Here is a 22,262-nt window from a genome sequence, read left to right as displayed (position 1 = left end):
AAATAATAACGAATATTTTTGTAACGTAAAACGCATTATAATACTATAGATAATAAAACACGCTATTAAATCTAAATAACACTATGAATGAGAATAGCAAAAACAAGCTTCTCTCAGAATTCAAAGAAGAAGTAAAAGACGGATATAACCTGATACATCAAAATGAAGGTCCCACATTAGGTTATTCTCCTGATTCCGGTATCAAAATAATCGAGGTAGACGGAAAAATATTCAAAGATTTCAACGGGTCAGGAAAACTCGAACCGTACGAAGACTGGAGATTATCCATGGAAGAACGGGCCCGCGATCTCGCTTCGAAACTTACTATAGACGAAATTGCCGGACTTATGTTATATAGTATTCAAAACAAACTCCCTATGCCGGACGATACATACGGAGGCAAACCTTTTGAAGAAAGCGATGCAAAAGCTTACGACTTAAGCGATGCACAGAAAAAATTCCTGATAGAAGATAATCTAAGGCATATATTAGTCTCAAAAATCGAAAGCCCGGAAACAGCAGCACGCTGGAATAACAAAGTACAAGCTTTAATAGAAGGAAGAACGCATGGCATTCCCGCCAATAACTCTTCAGATCCACGACACTCTGCCATTGCAGATGCAGAATTCAGTGCCGGTAGCGGTGGAAAAATATCCATGTGGAGCAGCATGCTAGGACTGGCGGCCACATTCGATCCCGATATTATCCTTAAATTCGGTCACATAGCCTCCACTGAGTACAGAGCCTTGGGGCTGGCAACAGCATTATCACCTCAGGCCGACTTGGGAACAGATCCCAGATGGTATCGTTACAGCAGTACATTTGGCTCCGAACCATTACTGGCAACGGACATGACCCGGGCTTACTGCGATGGTTTCCAAACATCGGAAGGAAATGACGAAATCGCAAACGGCTGGGGTTATAAAAGTGTAAATGCCATGGTTAAACACTGGCCGGGGGGAGGTACCGGAGAAAGCGGACGTGACGCTCATTATGGTAACGGTAAATTTGCCGTATATCCGGGCCGCAACTTCGAACTTCATAAACAACCTTTTATAGAAGGAGCTTTTAACTTGAACGGAAAGACGCGTATGGCCTCGGCAATAATGCCATATTACACCATCTCTTATAACCAGACCGAAGAAAACGTAGGCAACGGTTTCAACAAAACTCTTATCACCGACCAGCTTCGAGGCGATGCAAATTACAACGGTGTCGTATGCACGGACTGGATGATAACTCATGACGAAGAACATCCTGGAGTCCATTCGGGCAAACCGTGGGGAGTAGAAACGATATCGGAAGCTGAAAGACATTACAAAGCTCTTATGGCCGGAGTCGACCAGTTCGGAGGCAATAACGTGAAAGAACCGGTCATAGAAGCTTATAACATGGGAGTTAAAGAACACGGAGAAGATTGGATGAGAAAAAGGTTCGAGGATTCCGCTTATCGTTTACTACTGAACATATTCCGTACAGGATTATTCGAAAATCCCTACGTAGACGTTGATCACACTATACAAACCGTAGGATGTCCCGAATTCATGGAAACAGGCTATGAACAACAAGTAAAAAGCATAGTCATGCTTAAGAACCACCATTCGTTACTACCCGTAAACACGAGAAAAAAAGTATATATACCGCAAAGAATATCTCCTTCAGGACCCAGCTTTTGGAGGGAAGAGCAACCGGAAAGAATTTATGATCCGGTTCCTGATTCAGTTCTGGAAAAATATTTCGATAAAGCAGCCGATATCAATGATGCGGATTTTGCCATAGTATTCATAGAGTCACCCCACAGTTTTCTTATGGGCTATGACAAAGAAGATATAAAAAAAGGTGGAAACGGGTATATTCCTATTAGTTTGCAATATAACGATTACACGGCTGAATATGCGCGAGAGAAAAGTATCGCCGGAGGTGATCCGTTCGAATCTTTCACCAACAGGTCATATCGTGGCAAAACCTCCCGGACGATCAATCTCTGTGATCTGCATATGCTCGAAGAAACCCGCAGGAATATAGGAAATAAACCCATTATTCTGGTAATATCAATGTCAAATCCTATGGTCATGCAAGAAGTAGAACCGCTGGCCGATGCTATACTTATAGGTTTCGATGTACAAGTACAGGCCATTATGGACATAATCTCGGGTAAATATGAGCCGTCGGGGTTGCTTCCCGCCCAAATGCCGGCTGATATGCGCGCCGTGGAAGAGCATAATGAAGATACTCCGCTCGATATCCGTTGTTATACCGATACGGATGGAAATTCATATGATTTTGCTTTTGGACTCAACTGGCACGGTATTATTAATGATGAACGTACACATCGATACAGGAAAGTAAAATAGACCGGACAAGATAAAAAACGTCATTATTTGTTTCTTCTGAAACAGATAACGACGATCTTGCAAATTATAAACGGTCATACAAAAAAACGTATAAACCTAATAATCAAAACTATAAACAATTATCATTCCTATCTGCAGAATTACCGTTTAAAATAAATGTATTTGGGTTCAGTGGGAACATAATCTTCATTATCCCACAAAGTACTGGTAATCATAAGATCGGCACTATAACGGTTACAAGCGATAGGCACATTATGCACGCGGCACTGGCGCAGCAACATTTGTATATCAGCTTCATGAGGCTGAGCATTTAAATCATCTATCAGGAAAATAGCCAGGTCTATCTCATGTCGTACCACCATTGCGGCAATTTCCGCATCTCCCCCGAGAGGTCCCGAATTCATACAAGTAATTTCAGCTTCAATTCCTTTCTCCTCGAATGCTTTACGAACCAAACTTCCCGTAGTACCAGTGCATACCATATGATGTTTCGACAGCAATTCCGCATTATATGTTACCCACTCTACCATATCGGCCTTACGGTTATCATGTGCAACCAAGGCGATAGTTAATCTCTTTTTCATAATTCAAGCATTTTATATACATACAAATGTACTGATAAATTATTAAAAGATTCTATATTTTATCACATTATTTAATCGGTAACTACAGGTAAACTTTGTTTACGTACTTTCTTAAAATGAACACCCAATGCAACTATAGCTACAACAAAAGCGACAAAATCGGACATCGGCATACTGGCCCATACGCCTTCGGTTCCCCAATAACGGGGCAACAATATTAAACAAGGAATAAGGAACAGCAATTGACGTGACAAAGATAAAAAGATAGAAACCTTGGCATGACCTATCGACTGGAAAAAATTGGAAATAACGATCTGGCATCCTACGAACGGGAACATCAGACAGGCGATCCTTAGTCCGGTCGTTGCCAATTCAGTGAGCTCATTACTGGTAGTAAACATTGCAACGATCATATGAGGGAATAACTCACTGACAACAAATCCGAATGTCGTGATCGTAACACCGGCAATGATCCCGTATTTTAATGTCTTGCGCACTCTGTCAAACTGCCGGGCCCCATAATTATACCCTATAATCGGCTGCATACCCTGGGTTACTCCTATCACGATCATGACAAAGAGAGTCAACATCCGGTTCACGATACCATAAGCTCCGATAGCCAGGTCGCCACCATAACTGCGGAGTGCGTTATTAATAATTATAACAACGGCACAAGCACAGGCATTCATCAGAAAAGGCGACATACCGATAGAAAAAATGCTCAGTACTATCCTTTTTTTTAATTTACGGTAGGTCTTATCGAAATGTATAAAACTCCCTTTATTCCTGAAATGATGTATTACCCATAGCATTGCCAGGGATTGAGAACAGACAGTTGCAAAAGCTGCTCCCTTGATACCCCAATCAAAATGAAAAATAAAAATGGGTGCGAGAATAATATTAGCTCCTACGGTAAGCAGGGACGAAAGCATAGCTTTACGGGGATATCCCGTAGCGCGCATTATATTATTGAGACCGATAAATACATAGGATATGGGAGAACCTATAAGAATGACTTCCATAAAATCATGTGCATAAGGCAAAGTCTCCCGGCTGGCTCCGAAAAATATAAGGATAGGGTCAAGAAACAGCAGGGTAAGCCCCCCGAAACAAAAAGCAGTTATAATACATAAAATAAGTACATTTTCTAAAACTTCGGTAGCCCGTACAAAGTCTTTTTGTCCGAGATAAATAGAGCTGATAGTAGCTCCTCCGATAGCGACCAGCGTGCAAAATGCGATAACCAGATTCATCAAGGGAAAAGTAACAGCCAGTCCTGTTATGCCCAGCGGACCTACACCATGTCCAATGAAAATACTGTCAATTATATTATAAAGAGACGTTACGGTCATGGCGATAATCGCCGGAATAGAATACTGCAAAAGTAACTTTCCTATAGGCTTTGTACCTAATATAAGAGGGGAATTCGTGTCTGACATATATCTAATTTCACAATTATTATCGTTGGCAAAGGTAAGGATTATTTGCTTGGTATACCATGAATTATTTACTTTGCATAGTTAAACAAATTAAAGGTATAAAAAGATGTGTAAGACTATCGCAGCCCTTTTTGATCTCGACGGAGTCATTGTAGATACAGAACCCCAGTATACGAAATTCTGGGAAAAGATAGGTAATGAACATTTACCCGAACAACCAGATTTCAGCCGGGCTATCAAAGGGAATACCCTGGTACAAATATATGAACGCTACTTCCCGGGACAGGAAAAATTAAGAGCGGAAATAACCGAAGAATTATATAAGTTCGAACAGGAAATGACATTCCCCTTTATTCCGGGGGCAATCGAATTTATTACTGGCGTCAGAGAGAATGAAGCAAAAGTAGCCGTTGTTACCAGTTCGAACGATGCAAAAATGGCGAACCTATATCATCAACATCCCCATTTTAAAGAATTATTCGATACCATCGTCACGGCCGACCGAATTACCAAATCAAAACCCGATCCAGAATCTTATCTTCTGGCAGCGCACCTACTGAATACTGACATTCGCAACTGTTATGTTTTCGAAGACTCCTTCGCCGGTATAGCAGCAGGAAATGCGGCCCACATGAAAGTTATCGCTTTATCGACGACAAATTCGGCAGAACAACTCACTGGCAAATCGGTCGCCGTTATTCCGGATTTTGAGAACTTTACATTCCAAGACATGATCAAGATTAAATAATCAAAAAAGTATATTCTTTAATCCCCATTAATCTTATTTTTTTGTTATAACTAATATATAACTAACATGAAAAATTTGCTGTTTACATTACTGCTGGCCCTCGTCTTTATTTCATGCGAAGGGCCGATGGGTCCTCCGGGTGCACCCGGCGAAGGAACGAACTGGGGTGTCAAAACTTTCGAGATCAAATCCAGAGACTGGAAACTGGTAAGCGACGGAAACGGAAATAATTCGTTCTACACCTACTCATTTCCGTTCAGAGAACTTACCGAATTCATCTATCAATCGGGAAATGTCAACGGCTATAAAGTAGATATTATAGATGGACGTGAAATACAAACGACTATGCCTTTCGTCTATCCTCAGGAAGATACATACGGGAACAAATGGGTGGAAGTTTATAGCTTCGATATAGAGCCCGGATACATTACCTTTAATGTCATGTACAGTGACTTTATGGTAAATGTCCGGCCTCCCGACCTTTTATTCCGCATAGTAATGACTTGGTAAATTACACAAAACGAGGGCTTTTTTCTAAAAAGCCCTCGTTTTGTAACATACATTTATTTATTCCAATCATACCACAAAGCTATTCCGGGACTACACTGTCTCATAATTATCCGGAAACACAATAGCTAATCACCCGGATAACTTTCACCTGTGCGAAAGATTGCTTTAGCTTGAATCAACAAGCTTTAAAGCTCATATCCAGTCCTTTTACCGAATGTGTGAGTGCTCCGACAGAGATAAAATCCACACCGCACTCGGCATACATACGCAAAGTATCTATAGTTATACCACCGGATGATTCGGTTTCATATTTCCCGTCAATGAGTTTCACCGCTTCACGCGTAAGTTCCGGAGTAAAATTATCCAACATAATACGGTCTACCCCTCCTACTCTCATAACTTCTTTCAATTCGTCAAGATTACGCACTTCAATCTCAATTTTCAAATCTTTACCTCTTTCTTTCAGATACTGTCTGGCCCGGGTTATTGCCTGTTCTATCCCACCGACAAAATCGACATGATTATCTTTCAGCAATATCATATCGAAAAGACCTATACGGTGATTTACTCCCCCTCCTATCTTTACAGCTTCTTTCTCCAGCATGCGCAAACCGGGTGTCGTCTTACGGGTATCCAGCACACGGGTATGCAGCCCATCCAGCAATTTCACATATTTACGGGTAACCGTAGCTATTCCGCTCATTCGCTGCATTACATTTAACATAAGACGCTCCGTCTGCAACAAAGACTGTACACGCCCCTCTACAACAAAAGCTACATCACCGGGCATTACTTCCGTTCCGTCCTGAATATATACGGTCATTTTCAATTCAGGATCGAAATCACGAAATATCTTTTTAGCCACTTCTACTCCGGCCAATACACCCGGTTCTTTTACCAGTAACTTGGATTTTCCCATTTCATCGGAAGGGATACAACACAAGGTCGTATGATCACCGTCTCCTATATCTTCGGCAAAAGCCAGTTTTATCAGGTCATCTACCAACTCTTCGGAACTTTTCATACTTTAAATTCTTTTGCAGGATTAATATTTAATACATTTTTTTCTAACAGGAGTTATTGCTACCTTTACGGCTCGAAAAAAGAGGAGTGAAGGATTTATTTTTCCGGTTGCAAAATTAGGAAAAATGCCCCATAAATACAACCTGTTATGAAAATTGTCTTTTTAGTGATCGGCAAGACTACAGATGCATATTCTGTCGCAGCAATACAGGAATATACAAACCGGTTACGGCATTATATACCTTTTGAAAACGAAGTTATCCCGGAATTAAAGAATGCCAGAAACCTCAATTTCGATCAGCAAAAAGAGCGGGAAGCGGATCTTTTATTAAAGAGTTTTCAACCGGGAGACTATATTGTTCTGCTGGACGAAAAAGGAAAAGAATTTACATCGGTAAGTTTCTCCCGGTATCTCGAACGTAAAATGCACACGGTTCCTAAACGACTGGTTTTCGTGGTAGGAGGACCTTACGGATTTTCACAGCGCATTTACGATATAGCACAAGAAAAGATATCCCTATCCAGAATGACTTTTTCACACCAGATGATACGTGTCATTTTCACCGAACAACTATACCGTGCCATGACCATATTGAATAACGAGCCCTATCATCATGAATAATATAATTATGTCACATTATCTTAAATTTCTCCCACTGCTTCTTCTTATTTATTGTTCTATATCATTGAAGGCCGAAAAATACGATTTTGGAAATATGTTTAATTTTACGATTAGCAAACAAGTCACTCCACGTTTCGGTGCTCATATACAACAAAATATCTGGACAAACTCTAATTTCGGGAAATATGAACGCTATATGCCAATCGTAGCCATCGATTATGCCGTATGGAAATCCCACCTGAAACTGAACGCCTTATATTATTACATGAACCAAAGAACTGCAGACGGTTCTTATAAGAACCGGAATCGTTATCAATTAGGATTTACAGCCCTACAATCGGCCAAGCGCATAGATATATCCTGGGCATCCCGCTTCGAATCGACATATACCCGGGGAGTATCGGAGCCTAATAATAAATGGAGAAACCGAATAAAATTGAGTTACATTATATCGAAAGACTCTCCCTGGAAACCTTTTCTTTATGCCGACTTGTTCTTGTTATGTAACGGGACGAAACAGGGAAAGCTCGAACGGGTATGGTACGATGCCGGGGTGGAATACCGGATAGATAAACATAATTCGGCAGAGATTAAAATAAGGGAAGAACAACTCATTACGACTTCGCCCCGGCAACTGAATACAATGATAAGTTTCTCCTACAAAATAAAGCTGTAAATTAGTGCATGACAAAAAAGAACAATCAGACATAAAACAGATCGCTCATAATATCATCGGACACGAATAATCCTGAACGAGTAATACGCAGGATACCGCACTCATAAGACATTTTGCCGCTACGAATATGAGGATAGGCTTGTTGCAGACAATAATCATGTAATTCTTTACCATACAAACGTTCCAGTTTCCCGGTATTCATACCCCATTTTGTACGCAAAGATGTCAATACCATTTCGTTATAACGGCTATACAAGTCTTCGGACTCTTCTTCATAGGCGACCTTTCCTTCTTTTATCCGGTCGATATAATAATGTATGTCGTCTTTATTAAAACGCCTGAAATCTCCGTCATAACTATGGGCCGAAGCTCCCAATCCCAGATAAGGGACCTGTTTCCAATAAGAGGTATTATGTACCGCTTCTTTACCAGGTAAACAAAAGTTGGATATCTCGTAATGTTCATAGCCTGCCAAAGCGAGTTTATCCATTAGAGATTCGAAAAGCCGTATGCACGTATCTTCGTCGCATTCCTGCAACAATCCCTTTTCCCGCATCCGAAAAAGAGAAGTACCTTCTTCGTAAATAAGATTATATGCCGAAATATGAGGAACACCGAGACTTATAGCTCGATCCAAATGGTTTTCCCAACGCCCGGCAGTCTGTCCGGGCAAACCGTAAATAAGATCGATACTTATATTTTCCAGCCCGGCTTTCCGGCAATTTCCGACAGCCTCGACGGCCTGCTTTGCGGAATGACGCCGGTTCAGAAACTTAAGTTCCTGGTCATCAAAACTTTGAACACCCATACTTATCCGGTTTACCGGCAGCTCGCGAAGAGCAAAAATATATTCGGGCGAAAGGTCGTCCGGATTGGCTTCCAGCGTTACTTCCCGACAGGCATCTATATCGAAATACCGGGCAACTCCATCAAAAAGAAACTGCAGCTCGGAAACCGATAACTGGGAAGGAGTTCCACCTCCGATATAGAGTGTTTCTACCGGTTCCCCTCTTAGCTCGGAAAAACGCAACGACAACTCTCCGAGCAAAGCATCCAGATAGTCCGAACGCAGCGACATATCCGTATTGGAATAAAAATCACAATATAGACAACGACATTTACAAAAAGGAATATGAATATAAATTCCGGCCATAACAGATACAAAGATAGACAATTATTATACGCACAAATAATGTTTTCTAACATATATATGTTAATTGCATTTGTCAATTTAATTTTTTAATTTGCGAACGCTTTGCAAAAAAGCATAACCTTATTGTTTCATTAAAAATCTAATATCCCATGAAGGTATACGAATCACATGAAATCAAAAACATTGCCTTATTAGGCAGTAAAGGATCGGGTAAAACCACTCTCGCTGAAGCTATGCTTTACGAGTGTGGTATAATAAAACGCCGCGGAACCGTTGAAGCCAATAATACCGTATCGGATTATTTCCCGGTAGAAAAAGAGTATGGATATTCTGTATTTTCCACTGTATTTTATGCCGAGTTCCTAAATAAAAAACTGAACGTGATCGACTGCCCGGGCTCTGACGATTTTGTAGGAAGCGCTATTACGGCTCTGAACGTAACCGATACCGGAGTCATAGTTGTCGATTCCCAGTATGGTGTGGAAGTAGGTACCCAAAATATCTTCCGGACGGCAGAAAAGCTGAACAAGCCTATCGTATTCGCCATGAATCAGCTGGACGGAGAAAAAGCCGATTTTGATAATGTAATGGAGCAAATGCGCGAATCTTTCGGAAGCCGCGTGGTACAGGTACAATATCCGGTCAGCAGCGGGCCGTCATTTAATGCAATGATAGATGTCCTTTTGATGAAAATGTATTCATGGGGACCGGACGGAGGTGTTCCTACAATTTCAGAAATACCGGAAAACGAAAAAGAAAAAGCTCTCGAACTAAATAAAATATTGATAGAAGCTGCAGCGGAAAACGATGAAACGCTGATGGAAAAATTCTTCGATCAAGGATCACTGACCGAAGATGAAATGAGAGAAGGCATTCGCAAAGGTCTTATTACCAGAAGCATATATCCGGTATTCTGTGTAAGTGCCCTCAGGGATATGGGTGTACGCAGAATGATGGAATTTCTGGGAAATGTAGTACCTTTCGTATCGGAAATGCCGCAACCCATAGATACCGAAGGACAGGAAATAGCTCCGGACCCGAACGGACCGGTGAGTATGTACTGCTTTAAAACGACTGTAGAACCTCATATAGGTGAAGTATCTTATTTTAAAGTAATGTCAGGAACGGTCAAAGAAGGAGACGATCTGATAAATGTAAACCGGAACAGCCGGGAACGTATGGCACAATTATTCTGCGTATGCGGACAAATCCGTACTAAAGTAGATAAAGTAGTTGCAGGCGATATATGTGCCAGCGTTAAACTGAAAGACGTTCGTACAGGTAATACATTGAACGAAAAAGGTTGTGAGATCCGTTTCGACTTTATCAAATACCCCGATCCGAAGTATCAGCGCGCTATCAAACCGTTGAATGAAGCCGATGCGGAAAAACTGAGTGAAATACTGACCCGCATGCATGAGGAAGACCCGACCTGGACCGTAATACAATCGAAAGAACTGAAGCAAACGATCGTCTCGGGACAAGGAGAATTCCATCTTCGTACATTAAAATGGAGAATCGAAAACAACGAAAAAATCGCTATAGAATTTGCAGAACCCCGTATTCCATACCGGGAAACGATCACTAAAGCTGCGCGCGCCGATTATCGTCATAAAAAACAATCGGGCGGTGCAGGTCAGTTTGGCGAAGTACACCTCATCATAGAACCTTATTACGAAGGTATGCCGGCCCCTGATTCTTACCGTTTCAACAATCAGGAATACAAAATGAACGTCCGTGACACGCAAACGTTAGATCTTGAATGGGGCGGAAAACTGGTCGTATGTAACTGTATCGTAGGAGGTGCTATCGACGCCCGGTTTATTCCCGCCATCGTAAAAGGACTTATGGACCGTATGGAACAAGGGCCGCTCACGGGGTCTTACGCCCGTGACGTGCGGGTATGCATCTACGATGGTAAAATGCACCCGGTAGATTCCAACGAAATATCTTTCAGGCTTGCCGGACGTAACGCTTTCAGCGATGCATTCAAAAATGCCGGTCCTAAGATTCTGGAACCTATTTATGATGTGGAAGTGCTTACTCCCGCCGATAAAATGGGAGACGTTATGAGTGACCTGCAAGGTAGAAGAGCTATCATTATGGGTATGTCCAGTGAAAAGGGATTTGAAAAAATAAGCGCAAAAGTTCCTTTAAAGGAAATGGCTTCCTATTCCACCGCGCTCAGTTCCATCACAGGCGGACGTTCCTCATTTACTATGAAATACGCCTCATACGAACTTGTTCCGGGAGATGTACAGGATAAACTTTTAAAAGCTTACGAAGCACAACAGGAAGAAGAATAAAAGATTTTCAAAATACAGATTTGTTAAATTTACTAAAAACGCCGTTATTTCTTATAGCGGCGTTTTGCATTTAAACATTCATTTGTTAAATTTGCCCTGAAGTGTTAAAGCTGATATTATTAAAAAGTGGACTAATTTTGCAAACAAAAGCATAATTGATTTGTTTATATATAAAATTGTTCAAAACTTACGAAATCGTAAATCATATGATAACAAGCATTTAACAAAATTATAAGGCAAAAAGAAGTAAAAACGATATATGAAAAAATCGACAATCTGGTTATTGGCAATCATCATGGCCCTCACATTTGTGGGACTATTATACATGCAAATCATGTATATGGAAAACATGGTGAAAATGCGGAACGAGCAGTTTACAGAAGCCGTAAAACGGAGTCTGTACGGCGTTTCCACGAGCCTGGAACTGGATGAGACGAAACATTATCTCGCAGAAGACATAGAAGAGACCCAAAATAAACTGCTCTCTGAGTATGAGCAGAACAACCAGACCAAAGACGTAGTATCCACACACAGACAATTTTCTATTGTAGCTCCAGACGGAACCGTCGCCAACTTCTCTTTCAGGGAACAGACCAGTACGATCATGCTGAGACCCAGCATCCGCCCGAGCAAAAAAGAAGACAATACGCTGATCAACACGTATAAGAATATGCAAGAGGTACTCAAAGGCCAGTACCTCTATCAAAAAGGATTACTTAATGAAGTCATTCTTAATATTTTAAGTAAAGCCAGTAGCCGTCCTATCATGGAAAGGGTGGATACGAAAAAACTGGAAAGCTATCTGAAATCGGAATTTGAAAACAACGGGATCAATATCATTTTCGAATTTGCCATTACCGACAAAGACGGAAAAATCATTTATAAAACATCAAAATTCGATCCTAAAGAAGAAGGAAATCTGTTCACACAGGCTATATTTCCTAATGACCCTCCGGGACGTCTTAACTATCTGAAAGTATATTTTCCTACTAAGAAAAATTATATCTTCAGTTCGGTTAAATTTATGATTCCGACATTTGCTTTTACATTAATATTGCTGGTAACATTCTTGTTCACCATTATTGTCGCTTTCCGTCAAAAGAAGCTGACTGAAATGAAGAACGATTTTATCAATAATATGACTCACGAGTTTAAGACACCTATCTCTACCATATCGCTGGCTGCCCAGATGCTGAACGATCCCGCTGTCGCGAAAAGCCCGGCCATGTTCCAGCACATATCCGGAGTGATAAACGATGAAACTAAAAGGCTTCGTTTCCAGGTGGAAAAAGTGTTGCAGATGTCCATGTTCGACCGGCAAAAGACACTCATGAAATTACATGACGTAGATGTAAACGATCTCGTTACCAGCGTTATGAGTACCTTTAAACTAAAAGTAGAAAAATACGGAGGAGTAATAGATGCCGACCTTCAGGCCGAAGATGCTATTGTTTCGGTAGATGAAATGCACTTTACCAACGTTATTTTCAATTTACTGGACAACGCCGTAAAATATCGCCGGGAGGATGTTCCTTTATCTCTGTTCATCCGTACACGTACCATCGGGGATAAAGTAGAAATATCGATACAGGACAACGGCATAGGAATGAAAAAAGAAGATCTAAAAAAAATATTCGAGAAGTTCTACCGCGTATCAACCGGAAACCGCCACGATGTAAAAGGATTCGGGCTGGGTCTGGCATATGTAAACAAAATCATCAGAGACCTGAAAGGGAACATACGCGTGGAGAGCGAATTGAATCACGGTTCAACATTTATAATTACATTACCTCTAATAAAAACTGACTAATTATGGAAGAAAGATTGCGTATCTTACTATGCGAAGATGATGAGAATCTTGGCATGTTGTTGAGAGAATATTTGCAAGCAAAAGGATATGTAGCCGATTTATTCTCCGATGGAGAAAGCGGCTATAAAGCATTCCTCAAAGGCAAATATGATCTTTGTGTTCTGGACGTGATGATGCCGAAAAAAGACGGTTTCACACTGGCTCAGGAAATTCGTACTGTAAACGGTGAAGTGCCCATTATTTTCTTGACGGCGAAATCACTCAAAGAAGATATTCTGGAAGGTTTCAAAATCGGTGCTGACGATTATATTACCAAACCGTTCAGCATGGAAGAACTCGTGTTCCGTATTGAAGCCATTCTCCGTCGCGTAAAAGGCAAAAAAGGCAAAGAAGTTACTATGTACAAAATAGGACGTTTCACATTCGATACTCAGAAACAAGTTCTGTCTATTGATGATAAAACGACCAAACTTACTACTAAGGAATCGGAATTGCTCAGCTTGTTATGCGCACACGTAAATGAAATTCTTGAACGTAACTTCGCCCTTAAGACGATCTGGATTGACGACAATTATTTCAACGCACGCAGTATGGATGTCTACATCACCAAACTTCGTAAACATCTGAAAGATGATCCCTCTATCGAAATCATCAATATCCACGGTAAAGGATATAAACTGATCGCTCCGGAAATCGAAGCTAAAACGAAATAAATGTCTGTAAAAGTTCATTTTATAATAAAAGAACCGGATTATAATAATCCGGTTCTTTTATTATAAATACGGTACATAATCATTACTTCTTCCTGACTAAATCCCAAACCATTCTATTATTTGCGGAAAGAACCAGAGAATCGGCATTGATCTTTACAATATGCAAAGTATCGGAACCTTCTATCGTAAGTTTATTTCCTATACTCGTATATTGCAATATTAACATGTGGCCTTTCAGAGTCCAACTCCTGAAATCCAAAGTAGCCATATTCACCGATTCTGCCGTACCATCTTGTTTTAAAACAAAACCCTGCATCTGTGCTGTATCTATCGGGTTAGGTTCAAGCCAGGTACCTTGTATACAATAATACGGAGAACGTACAAGAATAACCAGCGAGTCAGCCGTTAATATTTTATCCTCACCTACCTTTCTATCCGAACAGGTTACCCGTACGGAATCATTAATAAAAACTCCGGGTACTTTTGCCGGATCGGCATTCATCGTACTTACCGTTACAGTATCACCCGTACCGGTAATAATAACGATATCGTTCATACTGGCATCGAAAATTCTACCTTCATAAACTTTAAAGGCCGTATCTTTACAAGATACCATTACGGCCAATAACAGTACCATGCCTACAGAAAATCGTATTAACCTGCTCATAACTCTATTCGTTTTAAAACTTAACATTGATTTAAATGATTGTAATATAACAAAGATAGGAATAAATAATCTATTGATTATAAAAGGAATGCTTTTATTTTAGACTTTACATTAAGCAAAAAATATTCAATTTTTGGCCGCCTTTCGTCATCTTTCTGTCATTTATCCATTCCCTTCTTTTATCTTTCATTCCATCTTTCAGTTTTTATATTTATCTTTGCTCCAAAGAGAGAAACGGAACAGCAAAATTCATTACCCGCAGATGTTTACAGCCTGAGCCGGGAATAAAAAAAGAATTGAAGAACTTCATCATTTATAAATTACGTATGAAAATTATCCTATTTATATATCAATGGTTTATAGCCGCTCCTATTTTACTTATACTTACCTTATTAACAGCTATTACTACAATTATAGGCTGCACACTGGGAAAAGGAGATTTCTGGGGATATTACCCGGCACAATTATGGTCACGACTCTTTTGCATCCTTTCATTCGTACGGATCGAAGTACGGGGACGGGAGAATATCAACTCTAAAACTTCATATGTATTTGTCGCCAATCATCAGGGTGCTTACGATATATTCCTCATTTATGGTTATCTCAACCATAATTTCAAATGGATGATGAAAAAAAGTCTCCGCAATATTCCCTTTGTAGGAAAGGCATGTGAAGCCGCAGGACATATCATGGTAGACAATTCTTCTCCTCATAAGCTAAAAGAAACCATGGAAAAGGCAGAAAACACTTTAAAAGATGGTATGTCTCTCGTGGTTTTTCCGGAAGGGGCACGCACGCTTGACGGCCATATACACCGGTTTAAAAAAGGAGCTTACCAGCTGGCCGTGGAATTCAATCTACCGGTAGTCCCGCTTACCATCGACGGAGCTTACTACATAATGAAACGCGGAACATATACTGTTAAACCAGGAAAAATAGTGCTGACGATACATAAGCCTATCTATCCTCAAGAACATGAAGGACATAACCTGAATGAACTTATGGAAACCTCTTACAAAGCCATCGTTTCGGCCTTACCTGAAAAAAACCGATAATGTAAAATAATATTAAACATATTATTTTTTATTGCCGCTTTGATACAAAAGTCAAAAAAAATTATCAACTTTGCACTCGTAAAACAAGAATAATTGTCCAGTGGTGTAATGGTAGCACTTCGGATTCTGGTTCCGCCTGTGAGGGTTCGAGTCCTTCCTGGACAACGCTTCAAAAACCCTTCCGCTTATTTAAGAAGTGGTTGGGTTTTTCTTTTAATATCATGTATCTTTTCTGCACTGTTTTTCTTCAATAATTCCGGTTGAATATTTTATCCTTCAAATTATTTTATTTACATTTATGTTTAAATGTAAATTATTTCTTTACAAAATACTATGAAAAAGACACTTTCCTATCTGCTTATTTTATCGTTATATTTTTCGTCCGCCGTAGCACAAACATCTAATACTTTACTTCCTACGATTATTCCGTCTTCTCCCGAGGCCATGTCTATTGCTCAATACGTAAACTACCCGATCAATTACTGTTCAGGATTAGCCCAAATAGAGATACCGTTATTCGAAGTGCAGTCCGGTGATATTACACTGCCTGTTTCTTTAAGTTTTCATGCATCGGGATTAAAGACAAAAACTATAGCTGACTGGGTGGGATTAGGCTGGACATTAAATGCAGCTCCCTCCATATCCTGTTCGGTCAAAGGGTTGCCGGATGAACGGGGTTACTTATATAGCTGCGCCGATTATAATAATATAGTGGATATCGTCGGTGTTGGAAAAGGTACACTGGATAGTCAACCTGATGAATTTTATTATAAGTTATGTAACTCCTCGGGGGGATTCTTTTTCTACCGGAACGACAACAGCGAACCTGCTAAAGCTATTACTATACCTTTCAAGCCTATAAAAATTGATTATGAACAGTTACCTAAAATCGGCATCGGATTCAGAATAACTGATGAGAACGGATTATTCTATCGGTTTGGAGACCAAGCCGATGGTTCCGGTTATTACACCGAGAATACAAATTTTGGAGCAGCAACTACGTCCTGGAAATGTACCGAGATATGTTCAAATAAAACCAACAGGAAAATAAATTTCACTTATGAGGCTCCTTATTACTTCGATATTTATTCCCAAGCGGAGGATATGATACAAGTCGAAGACTCAATTCCGCATTATACGAAAGTTATTTCATACTTCAACGGAGAAAAATCCTCAGCCTTTTTCGTTCCTGTAACAAATACATGGGACACGATACCTAGTTTTGAAGAGTACCCCTATTGCGGAATTATAAGTTCTTACAAGGTACAGTCCCGAAAATTGAAGTGTATCACTTTCGATAACGGAAACATAGATTTTATCCATCATAATGGGACCGGAAGACACGACATAGAATGGATAAAAATACGGAACAACAATAACCAAATCGTTAAACAGTTCCATTTTTTCCAGACCCCTTATAATGTCCGGGAAGACGGATATAAAGTCATGAGGCTGGATTCAATCCAGATTCTGGACAAGGCGGGAAATATTGCAGAAGTTTACAGATTTGACTATTACAACCACACATACTATTTTCCAACCTTGAAAGAGCAAGTAGGAAGCGATGACTTTTGGGGATATTACAACGGGATAAACAGAGGAACAAACATTCCTTTATTAACAATCAAACAGAAATATGATGAAGGAGAGTTCACAATAGGAGCAGACACAAGAAATTCTCATCTGGAAATGGAAACAGGAATGATAAAATCCATCATTTATCCCACCGGAAGAAAATCGGAATTCGAATATGAAACAAACAGATACTGGCGTATCGGAGAACATCCGAATACGACAAGAGACTGGCCGGCCGGAGGACTTCGCATAAAAAGAATTACCGAGACCGATCCCATAAACGGAGAACAAACGGTCAGAAATTTCGTATACGGCATAGCAGAAAACGGATTGGGGATCATACGGCATCAAATAGAACCCGACGATTTTATGTATGAGAAAGAGAACAGAGAACAGAGGAAAAAAATAAGGACCTTTACTCCTAACTCCATTACCGACTTATTCTATTCCGAAGGCTCCCCTGTACTATATGAAGAAGTTACAGAATATTTTACCGGAGATAAAACAGGTAACGACCAGAATGGAAAAATCGTATATCGATATGCAATAAACGAGGAAGAATGTAAAACAAAAATCCCCGGAACGACATTAGTGTTCAATAAAAGAAACGGCTGGAAAAACGGGCTCTTATTATCACAAACCCAATATAAATACGTATCGGGAAACTATATTCCTGTTATGAAAACAGAGTATGCCTATGAACCGAAGAACATGCAACAATATATTACTCATGACACTTACGACAATTGGGTCGTGGCAAAAGACCCTCATCCTACCCTCGATCACGGGAGGTTCATATCACATACGAATATCATAGAATCCGGATGCATAAAACCTGTTTCCGAAACCACGACCTGTTATTATGATAACGGAGATACTCTGACGACTACACATAATTACATTTATGAAAATCCACAACATCTATATCCGACTATTATCGAAACATTCAACAGTGACGATAAAGTTTCAAAAGAAATACGCAGATATCCGTCCGACTTGTCATTAAGCGGAAACGATGAAATCGCCCGGCAGAAACTACTGGAGGAAGGACGTATCAATACCTTGCTGCAATATACTGTCCTGGACAACGGGGACTCTCTTACGACCACTTCCCATTTCAACCTTTTCGGCAATAAAGCCTATATAGAGAAAGTATCGGTTAATACGGGTGAGAACAACTCCGAAGAAGAAAGGGTCATATATCATAAATATGACTCTTACGGAAATCCGCTACATATAACAAAGGACAATAGCCAGAAGATAGTATATTTATGGGGGTATAAAGCCCAATATCCTATTGCTGAAATCAAACAGGCGGGGTACGAAGACGTAACTAATATCATACCGGAAGCCCAACTGTCGGTTATAGCCGGAAAAGCCGCTCCGTCTCCCGAAGACATAGCATTAATAAATCAGCTGAGGGAAACATTACCGTCCATCGCGCAGGTTACGACCTTTACCTATGAACCTCTGACGGGCGTTACCTCTATAACAGACCCGCGAAACCAAACAATCTATTATAAATACGATCAGGCAGGGCGTCTCGAAGAAATATACCGGTTAAAGAACGGGAATAAAGAAATAATTGAAGCTTATAAATACAACTTTAGAAATTAGGAAATATGAAAATACGTCTTATCCTCTTTACCGGTTTACTCATAACATCCCATTCGCATCTATCGTTCCCGGCTTTAGGAGAAAATATACAGCTTCATTCCACCGGAAATAGCTATTTTACCTCCGGACTGGACAAAACACGGAATTATATATTAAAAATCAGTCCGTTACAATCTTATAGCGATGTATTTAGCTCCACAACGGCAGGGCTGACAACAATCAGCTACTATGACGGATTAGGCCGTTGCTATCAGGTCATACAGAAAGGGTTTACTCCGGAAGGAGCCGATCTGGTTACTCATACCCAATATGACAAACAAAGCCGTCCGTCAAAGCAATGGCTGCCGGTTCCTGTCGGGAATAACAACGGAGCGGAAGTAAGTATGGAGAGCATCACCGCCTTATCCCTGTCGGCCTACCGCCAAGACCCTTATGCATACAAAGAGCTCATATATGAAGCATCCCCTCTGAACCGAATAGAAAAGGAATATGGTCCCGGGCAAGAATGGAGACAAAACGGGGAACATTGTTTAAGGACCGCCTATAAAGTAAATACATCTTCGGGAGAACATGCAGTAAGGTATTTCTATGAGGAAAACGGTAATTTGAAAGAGGACGGGCATTACCGGGCAGGAACTTTAAATATTACAGAACAGACTGATGAAGATGGGAAAATTGTATATACTTACACCGATAAGAGGGGGCAAGCCGTACTAAGCCGCCAGATGAACGGTACCTTACCTCATGATACTTACTTCATATATAACGACTGGGGGGGAAAGAGCATCGTTCTATCTCCAAAAGCGGTAGATGAACTGGGAAATGCCGGGATATGGACACCCGATCATTCTACAATAAAAAAACTGGCTTATTTATACCGATACGATAAACGAAGGCGTTGCATCGCAAAAAAATACCCGGGAGCCGACTGGATATATCTGGTATATGACCGGGCGGACCATCTCGTCTTTTCCCAGGACGGAAACCAACGGACACAGAATTTGTGGACATTTTATATTTACGATCAGCAGGACAGGCTGGTCATCAGCGGAAATTGCAAAAACAATACACGCCCGGCCGTTTCTCAACAACTTTTTACCGCTTCATGGAACGGCTCCGTAACCGGAAGTTTTTGCAAAACCGGTTATACTATACCGCAAGACATAACATTGGAAGATCCTCATCCGGAAATAGTTTACTATTACGACCATTACAATTTTAAAAAGTTATCCGCCTCCCTCACAAGCTCCCTTTATAACTACGGCATGCCTGCGGGAATTCCTGATAACCGTTATGGGACCGATAACAGCACATGCGAACACAAAGGTCTGCTCACCGGAAAAAAAGTTTATAATCTGGGGGCTACATCCGGTTATCTGGAGGTATACTATTATGACGACAAGGGACTGCTCATTCAAAGTATCAGCGATAACAGCCTAAGCGGAGGAATAGACAAGGAAAGCATTCAATATAATTTTTCAGGACAACCTGTAAAACGAATACACGAACAACTGGTATCGGCAGGATTACCTCCCACCCAAATCAATACAAAATTCAAAGAAACATATACTTATCAGTACGACCATGCCGGAAGAAACACTCAGATAAAACACCAGATTAACGATCAGGAAGAACAAACCATCTGTTCTCTCATCTATAACGAATTGGGTCAAATATGGAAGAAATCACAGGGAAATACGACTCCTACCACCTTCACATACAATATACGAGGATGGATTTCCAGCATCATCGTCATGAACAAGTTCATGGAAAACCTCTATTATACCTCCAATCCTTATGACCGGGACATCTATTATAACGGTAATATAGCAGCCAGTAATCTGGTAGGTTTCGGCAAAAAGGGAAACGGACAGACTTTTCGTTCCACCAAGAGCATGACATATAAATATGACGGACTCAATCGCCTGACAAATGCCGAAATGAGGAATTATCACGATGGATTCGACCTCTATTTTGAAAACTTCACTTACGATAAGAACGGTAATATCCTGTCTCTCTCCCGGGGATGGAAAGACTCAATGGAAGACGATCTGTCTTTCACTTACAGTGGTAACCAGATGACACGCGTAGCGGATGCCGGGAACGACATGTATCTCTCTTCCGTACCACAGATACCTTGTAATATTTACGACAACGCATTTTCCTATGATGAGAATGGCAACCAGACCAAGGATATTCCCCGAAAAATTGGCTCTATAGCATACAATTCCCTGAATCTGGCATCGCAAATAACGAAAAATAACGGAGACTATATGAAAATAAAATATGGCGCCGACGGAAAGAAACATTCCAGTGAAATCCACTGGGCTGTAGCGGAAAACGTCCAGCCGGGAGAGGGCAATACTATAATCTCACCGATAAGCCGAAAATACACCTATTATGCTGCCAATGCCGTATACGAAGGCGAAGCATCAAGCTTGACCTCTCTTTCGAAAATCTACATAGACGGAGGTTTTCTCACTTACGATACGCAAACTTCCCGATACAAATATTATTATTACTATAACGACCATTTGGGTAGTAACTGTATGGTCGTCGACGAAAGCGGAAAGATTCTGCAGGAAGCCGATTATCTACCATCGGGACTACCTACCAGCGAATACGGACCACTCACTACCGACAACAAATTACACCTCAATATGGAATTTGAGAGTCTATTAGGCATACATCTCTATGATAACGAAGCACGCTGGAGAGATCCTATCTACAACCGGTTTATCTCCATCGATCCGCTTTGTGAGAAATATCCACGGATTTCTTCCTATGCTGTCTGTGACAATAATCCGATGAATAAGATTGATTTGGATGGGAAAAGAGAATGGCCAGTAAATGAAACATATAATAGTAAGTCAAGAAGTCATTTAAATAATTTTAATGCTCCTCGATATAATGGGCGTAGACATGGAGGATTAGATATAAATCTTGGTTCTCGTTCAGATGATTTAGGCGCTCCTGTTTTTGCAACTCATGAAGGTATTGTTACAAAATCAGTAACAATGGAAAATGGTGATATGGATGCAGGAGGAAATCGTGTTCTAATAACTTCTGTAACCGGTAAAGTTGCAACTTTTTATATGCATCTTAATGAAATTTCTGAGAGTATTAAGGTCGGTGATTTTGTACCAGAAGGCATGCAGATAGGCACCATTGGAGGTACAGGAAAAGGTTCTTATAAACAATATGTTCCACACTTGCATTATGAAATAATAATAGATGGGGAGAAAATTAATCCTGTATTGTCAAAAAACAATTTAATTGATCCTCAAAAAGAATTTATAAAACCAATGCTTTTACCAGAAGTAAAAGTATCAGCTCCGACTATTTCATTAGCCATACCTCAACTACCAATTCCATCAATTACAATACCTGCCGTTATTAATAACTAAATC

General features: G+C 40.4%; 16 protein-coding genes and 1 tRNA gene. 12 read left to right on the top strand and 5 right to left on the bottom strand.

Features of this window, described 5'->3' with window-relative positions; all coding sequences use genetic code 11:
• Positions 1 to 83: 83 nt before the first annotated feature.
• On the top strand, positions 84 to 2,354 hold the full coding sequence (locus tag OCV73_RS13850; RefSeq protein ID WP_147553139.1) for a glycoside hydrolase family 3 protein: 2,271 nt from the start codon (positions 84 to 86) through the stop codon (positions 2,352 to 2,354).
• Positions 2,355 to 2,494: 140 nt separating this feature from the next.
• On the opposite strand, the gene OCV73_RS13845 is transcribed toward OCV73_RS13850, so the two are convergent.
• Together OCV73_RS13845 and OCV73_RS13840 are read right to left on the bottom strand one after the other, a co-directional pair.
• Positions 2,495 to 2,938, bottom strand: a complete 444-nt coding sequence (locus tag OCV73_RS13845; protein ID WP_147553137.1) for a methylglyoxal synthase — start codon at positions 2,936 to 2,938, stop codon at positions 2,495 to 2,497.
• A 71-nt stretch (positions 2,939 to 3,009) separates the two neighbouring features.
• Positions 3,010 to 4,377, bottom strand: a complete 1,368-nt coding sequence (locus tag OCV73_RS13840) for an MATE family efflux transporter (protein ID WP_147553135.1) — start codon at positions 4,375 to 4,377, stop codon at positions 3,010 to 3,012.
• A gap of 106 nt (positions 4,378 to 4,483) precedes the next feature.
• On the opposite strand from OCV73_RS13840, the gene OCV73_RS13835 reads away from it, so the two are divergent.
• Both OCV73_RS13835 and OCV73_RS13830 read left to right on the top strand, forming a co-directional pair.
• Positions 4,484 to 5,125 (top strand): HAD family hydrolase, encoded by a 642-nt coding sequence (locus tag OCV73_RS13835; RefSeq protein ID WP_147553134.1) that lies wholly within the window; start codon positions 4,484 to 4,486, stop codon positions 5,123 to 5,125.
• Positions 5,126 to 5,191: 66 nt separating this feature from the next.
• Positions 5,192 to 5,635, top strand: coding sequence for a hypothetical protein (locus tag OCV73_RS13830; RefSeq protein WP_147553132.1), 444 nt, complete (start codon positions 5,192 to 5,194; stop codon positions 5,633 to 5,635).
• A gap of 175 nt (positions 5,636 to 5,810) precedes the next feature.
• On the opposite strand, the gene nadC is transcribed toward OCV73_RS13830, so the two are convergent.
• Complete coding sequence (gene nadC / locus OCV73_RS13825; RefSeq protein ID WP_147553130.1) at positions 5,811 to 6,659, bottom strand: carboxylating nicotinate-nucleotide diphosphorylase; 849 nt, start codon at positions 6,657 to 6,659, stop codon at positions 5,811 to 5,813.
• A 147-nt stretch (positions 6,660 to 6,806) separates the two neighbouring features.
• Here nadC and rlmH point away from each other — a divergent pair, with 147 nt between their 5' ends.
• Together rlmH and OCV73_RS13815 are read left to right on the top strand one after the other, a co-directional pair.
• Complete coding sequence (rlmH, locus tag OCV73_RS13820; protein ID WP_147553128.1) at positions 6,807 to 7,280, top strand: 23S rRNA (pseudouridine(1915)-N(3))-methyltransferase RlmH; 474 nt, start codon at positions 6,807 to 6,809, stop codon at positions 7,278 to 7,280.
• Positions 7,281 to 7,374: 94 nt separating this feature from the next.
• Positions 7,375 to 7,956 (top strand): DUF2490 domain-containing protein, encoded by a 582-nt coding sequence (locus OCV73_RS13815; protein WP_167551275.1) that lies wholly within the window; start codon positions 7,375 to 7,377, stop codon positions 7,954 to 7,956.
• Positions 7,957 to 7,981: 25 nt separating this feature from the next.
• Here OCV73_RS13815 and hemW read toward each other — a convergent pair whose 3' ends face one another.
• Positions 7,982 to 9,109, bottom strand: a complete 1,128-nt coding sequence (hemW, locus tag OCV73_RS13810; RefSeq protein WP_147553124.1) for a radical SAM family heme chaperone HemW — start codon at positions 9,107 to 9,109, stop codon at positions 7,982 to 7,984.
• Between the two features lie 149 nt (positions 9,110 to 9,258).
• Here hemW and OCV73_RS13805 point away from each other — a divergent pair, with 149 nt between their 5' ends.
• From OCV73_RS13805 to rprY, 3 genes are all read left to right on the top strand, one after another.
• Positions 9,259 to 11,415 (top strand): elongation factor G, encoded by a 2,157-nt coding sequence (locus tag OCV73_RS13805; protein WP_147553122.1) that lies wholly within the window; start codon positions 9,259 to 9,261, stop codon positions 11,413 to 11,415.
• Between the two features lie 259 nt (positions 11,416 to 11,674).
• On the top strand, positions 11,675 to 13,225 hold the full coding sequence (locus OCV73_RS13800) for a sensor histidine kinase (protein WP_147553120.1): 1,551 nt from the start codon (positions 11,675 to 11,677) through the stop codon (positions 13,223 to 13,225).
• 2 nt (positions 13,226 to 13,227) lie between these two features.
• Positions 13,228 to 13,938, top strand: a complete 711-nt coding sequence (rprY, locus tag OCV73_RS13795; protein ID WP_147553118.1) for a response regulator transcription factor RprY — start codon at positions 13,228 to 13,230, stop codon at positions 13,936 to 13,938.
• Positions 13,939 to 14,020: 82 nt separating this feature from the next.
• On the opposite strand, the gene OCV73_RS13790 is transcribed toward rprY, so the two are convergent.
• Entirely contained in the window at positions 14,021 to 14,605 is a 585-nt protein-coding gene (locus tag OCV73_RS13790; protein ID WP_147553116.1) for a lipocalin-like domain-containing protein, read from the bottom strand.
• 326 nt (positions 14,606 to 14,931) lie between these two features.
• Here OCV73_RS13790 and OCV73_RS13785 point away from each other — a divergent pair, with 326 nt between their 5' ends.
• The 4 genes from OCV73_RS13785 to OCV73_RS13770 all read left to right on the top strand — a co-directional run bounded on the left by OCV73_RS13785 (position 14,932) and on the right by OCV73_RS13770 (position 22,259).
• On the top strand, positions 14,932 to 15,660 hold the full coding sequence (locus tag OCV73_RS13785) for a lysophospholipid acyltransferase family protein (protein ID WP_147553114.1): 729 nt from the start codon (positions 14,932 to 14,934) through the stop codon (positions 15,658 to 15,660).
• A gap of 94 nt (positions 15,661 to 15,754) precedes the next feature.
• Positions 15,755 to 15,825 (top strand) — tRNA-Gln (locus OCV73_RS13780).
• Between the two features lie 168 nt (positions 15,826 to 15,993).
• A complete protein-coding gene (locus OCV73_RS13775) occupies positions 15,994 to 18,852 on the top strand; it encodes a hypothetical protein (protein WP_147553111.1) in 2,859 nt (952 codons plus the stop codon).
• A 5-nt stretch (positions 18,853 to 18,857) separates the two neighbouring features.
• Positions 18,858 to 22,259 (top strand): DUF6443 domain-containing protein, encoded by a 3,402-nt coding sequence (locus OCV73_RS13770; RefSeq protein ID WP_147553109.1) that lies wholly within the window; start codon positions 18,858 to 18,860, stop codon positions 22,257 to 22,259.
• Positions 22,260 to 22,262: the final 3 nt, after the last annotated feature.

Origin of the sequence: Barnesiella propionica, from assembly GCF_025567045.1 — a bacterium.
Taxonomy (GTDB): Bacteria; Bacteroidota; Bacteroidia; order Bacteroidales; family Barnesiellaceae; genus Barnesiella_B; species Barnesiella_B propionica.
This window is presented reverse-complemented; position numbering and strand designations above follow the sequence as displayed.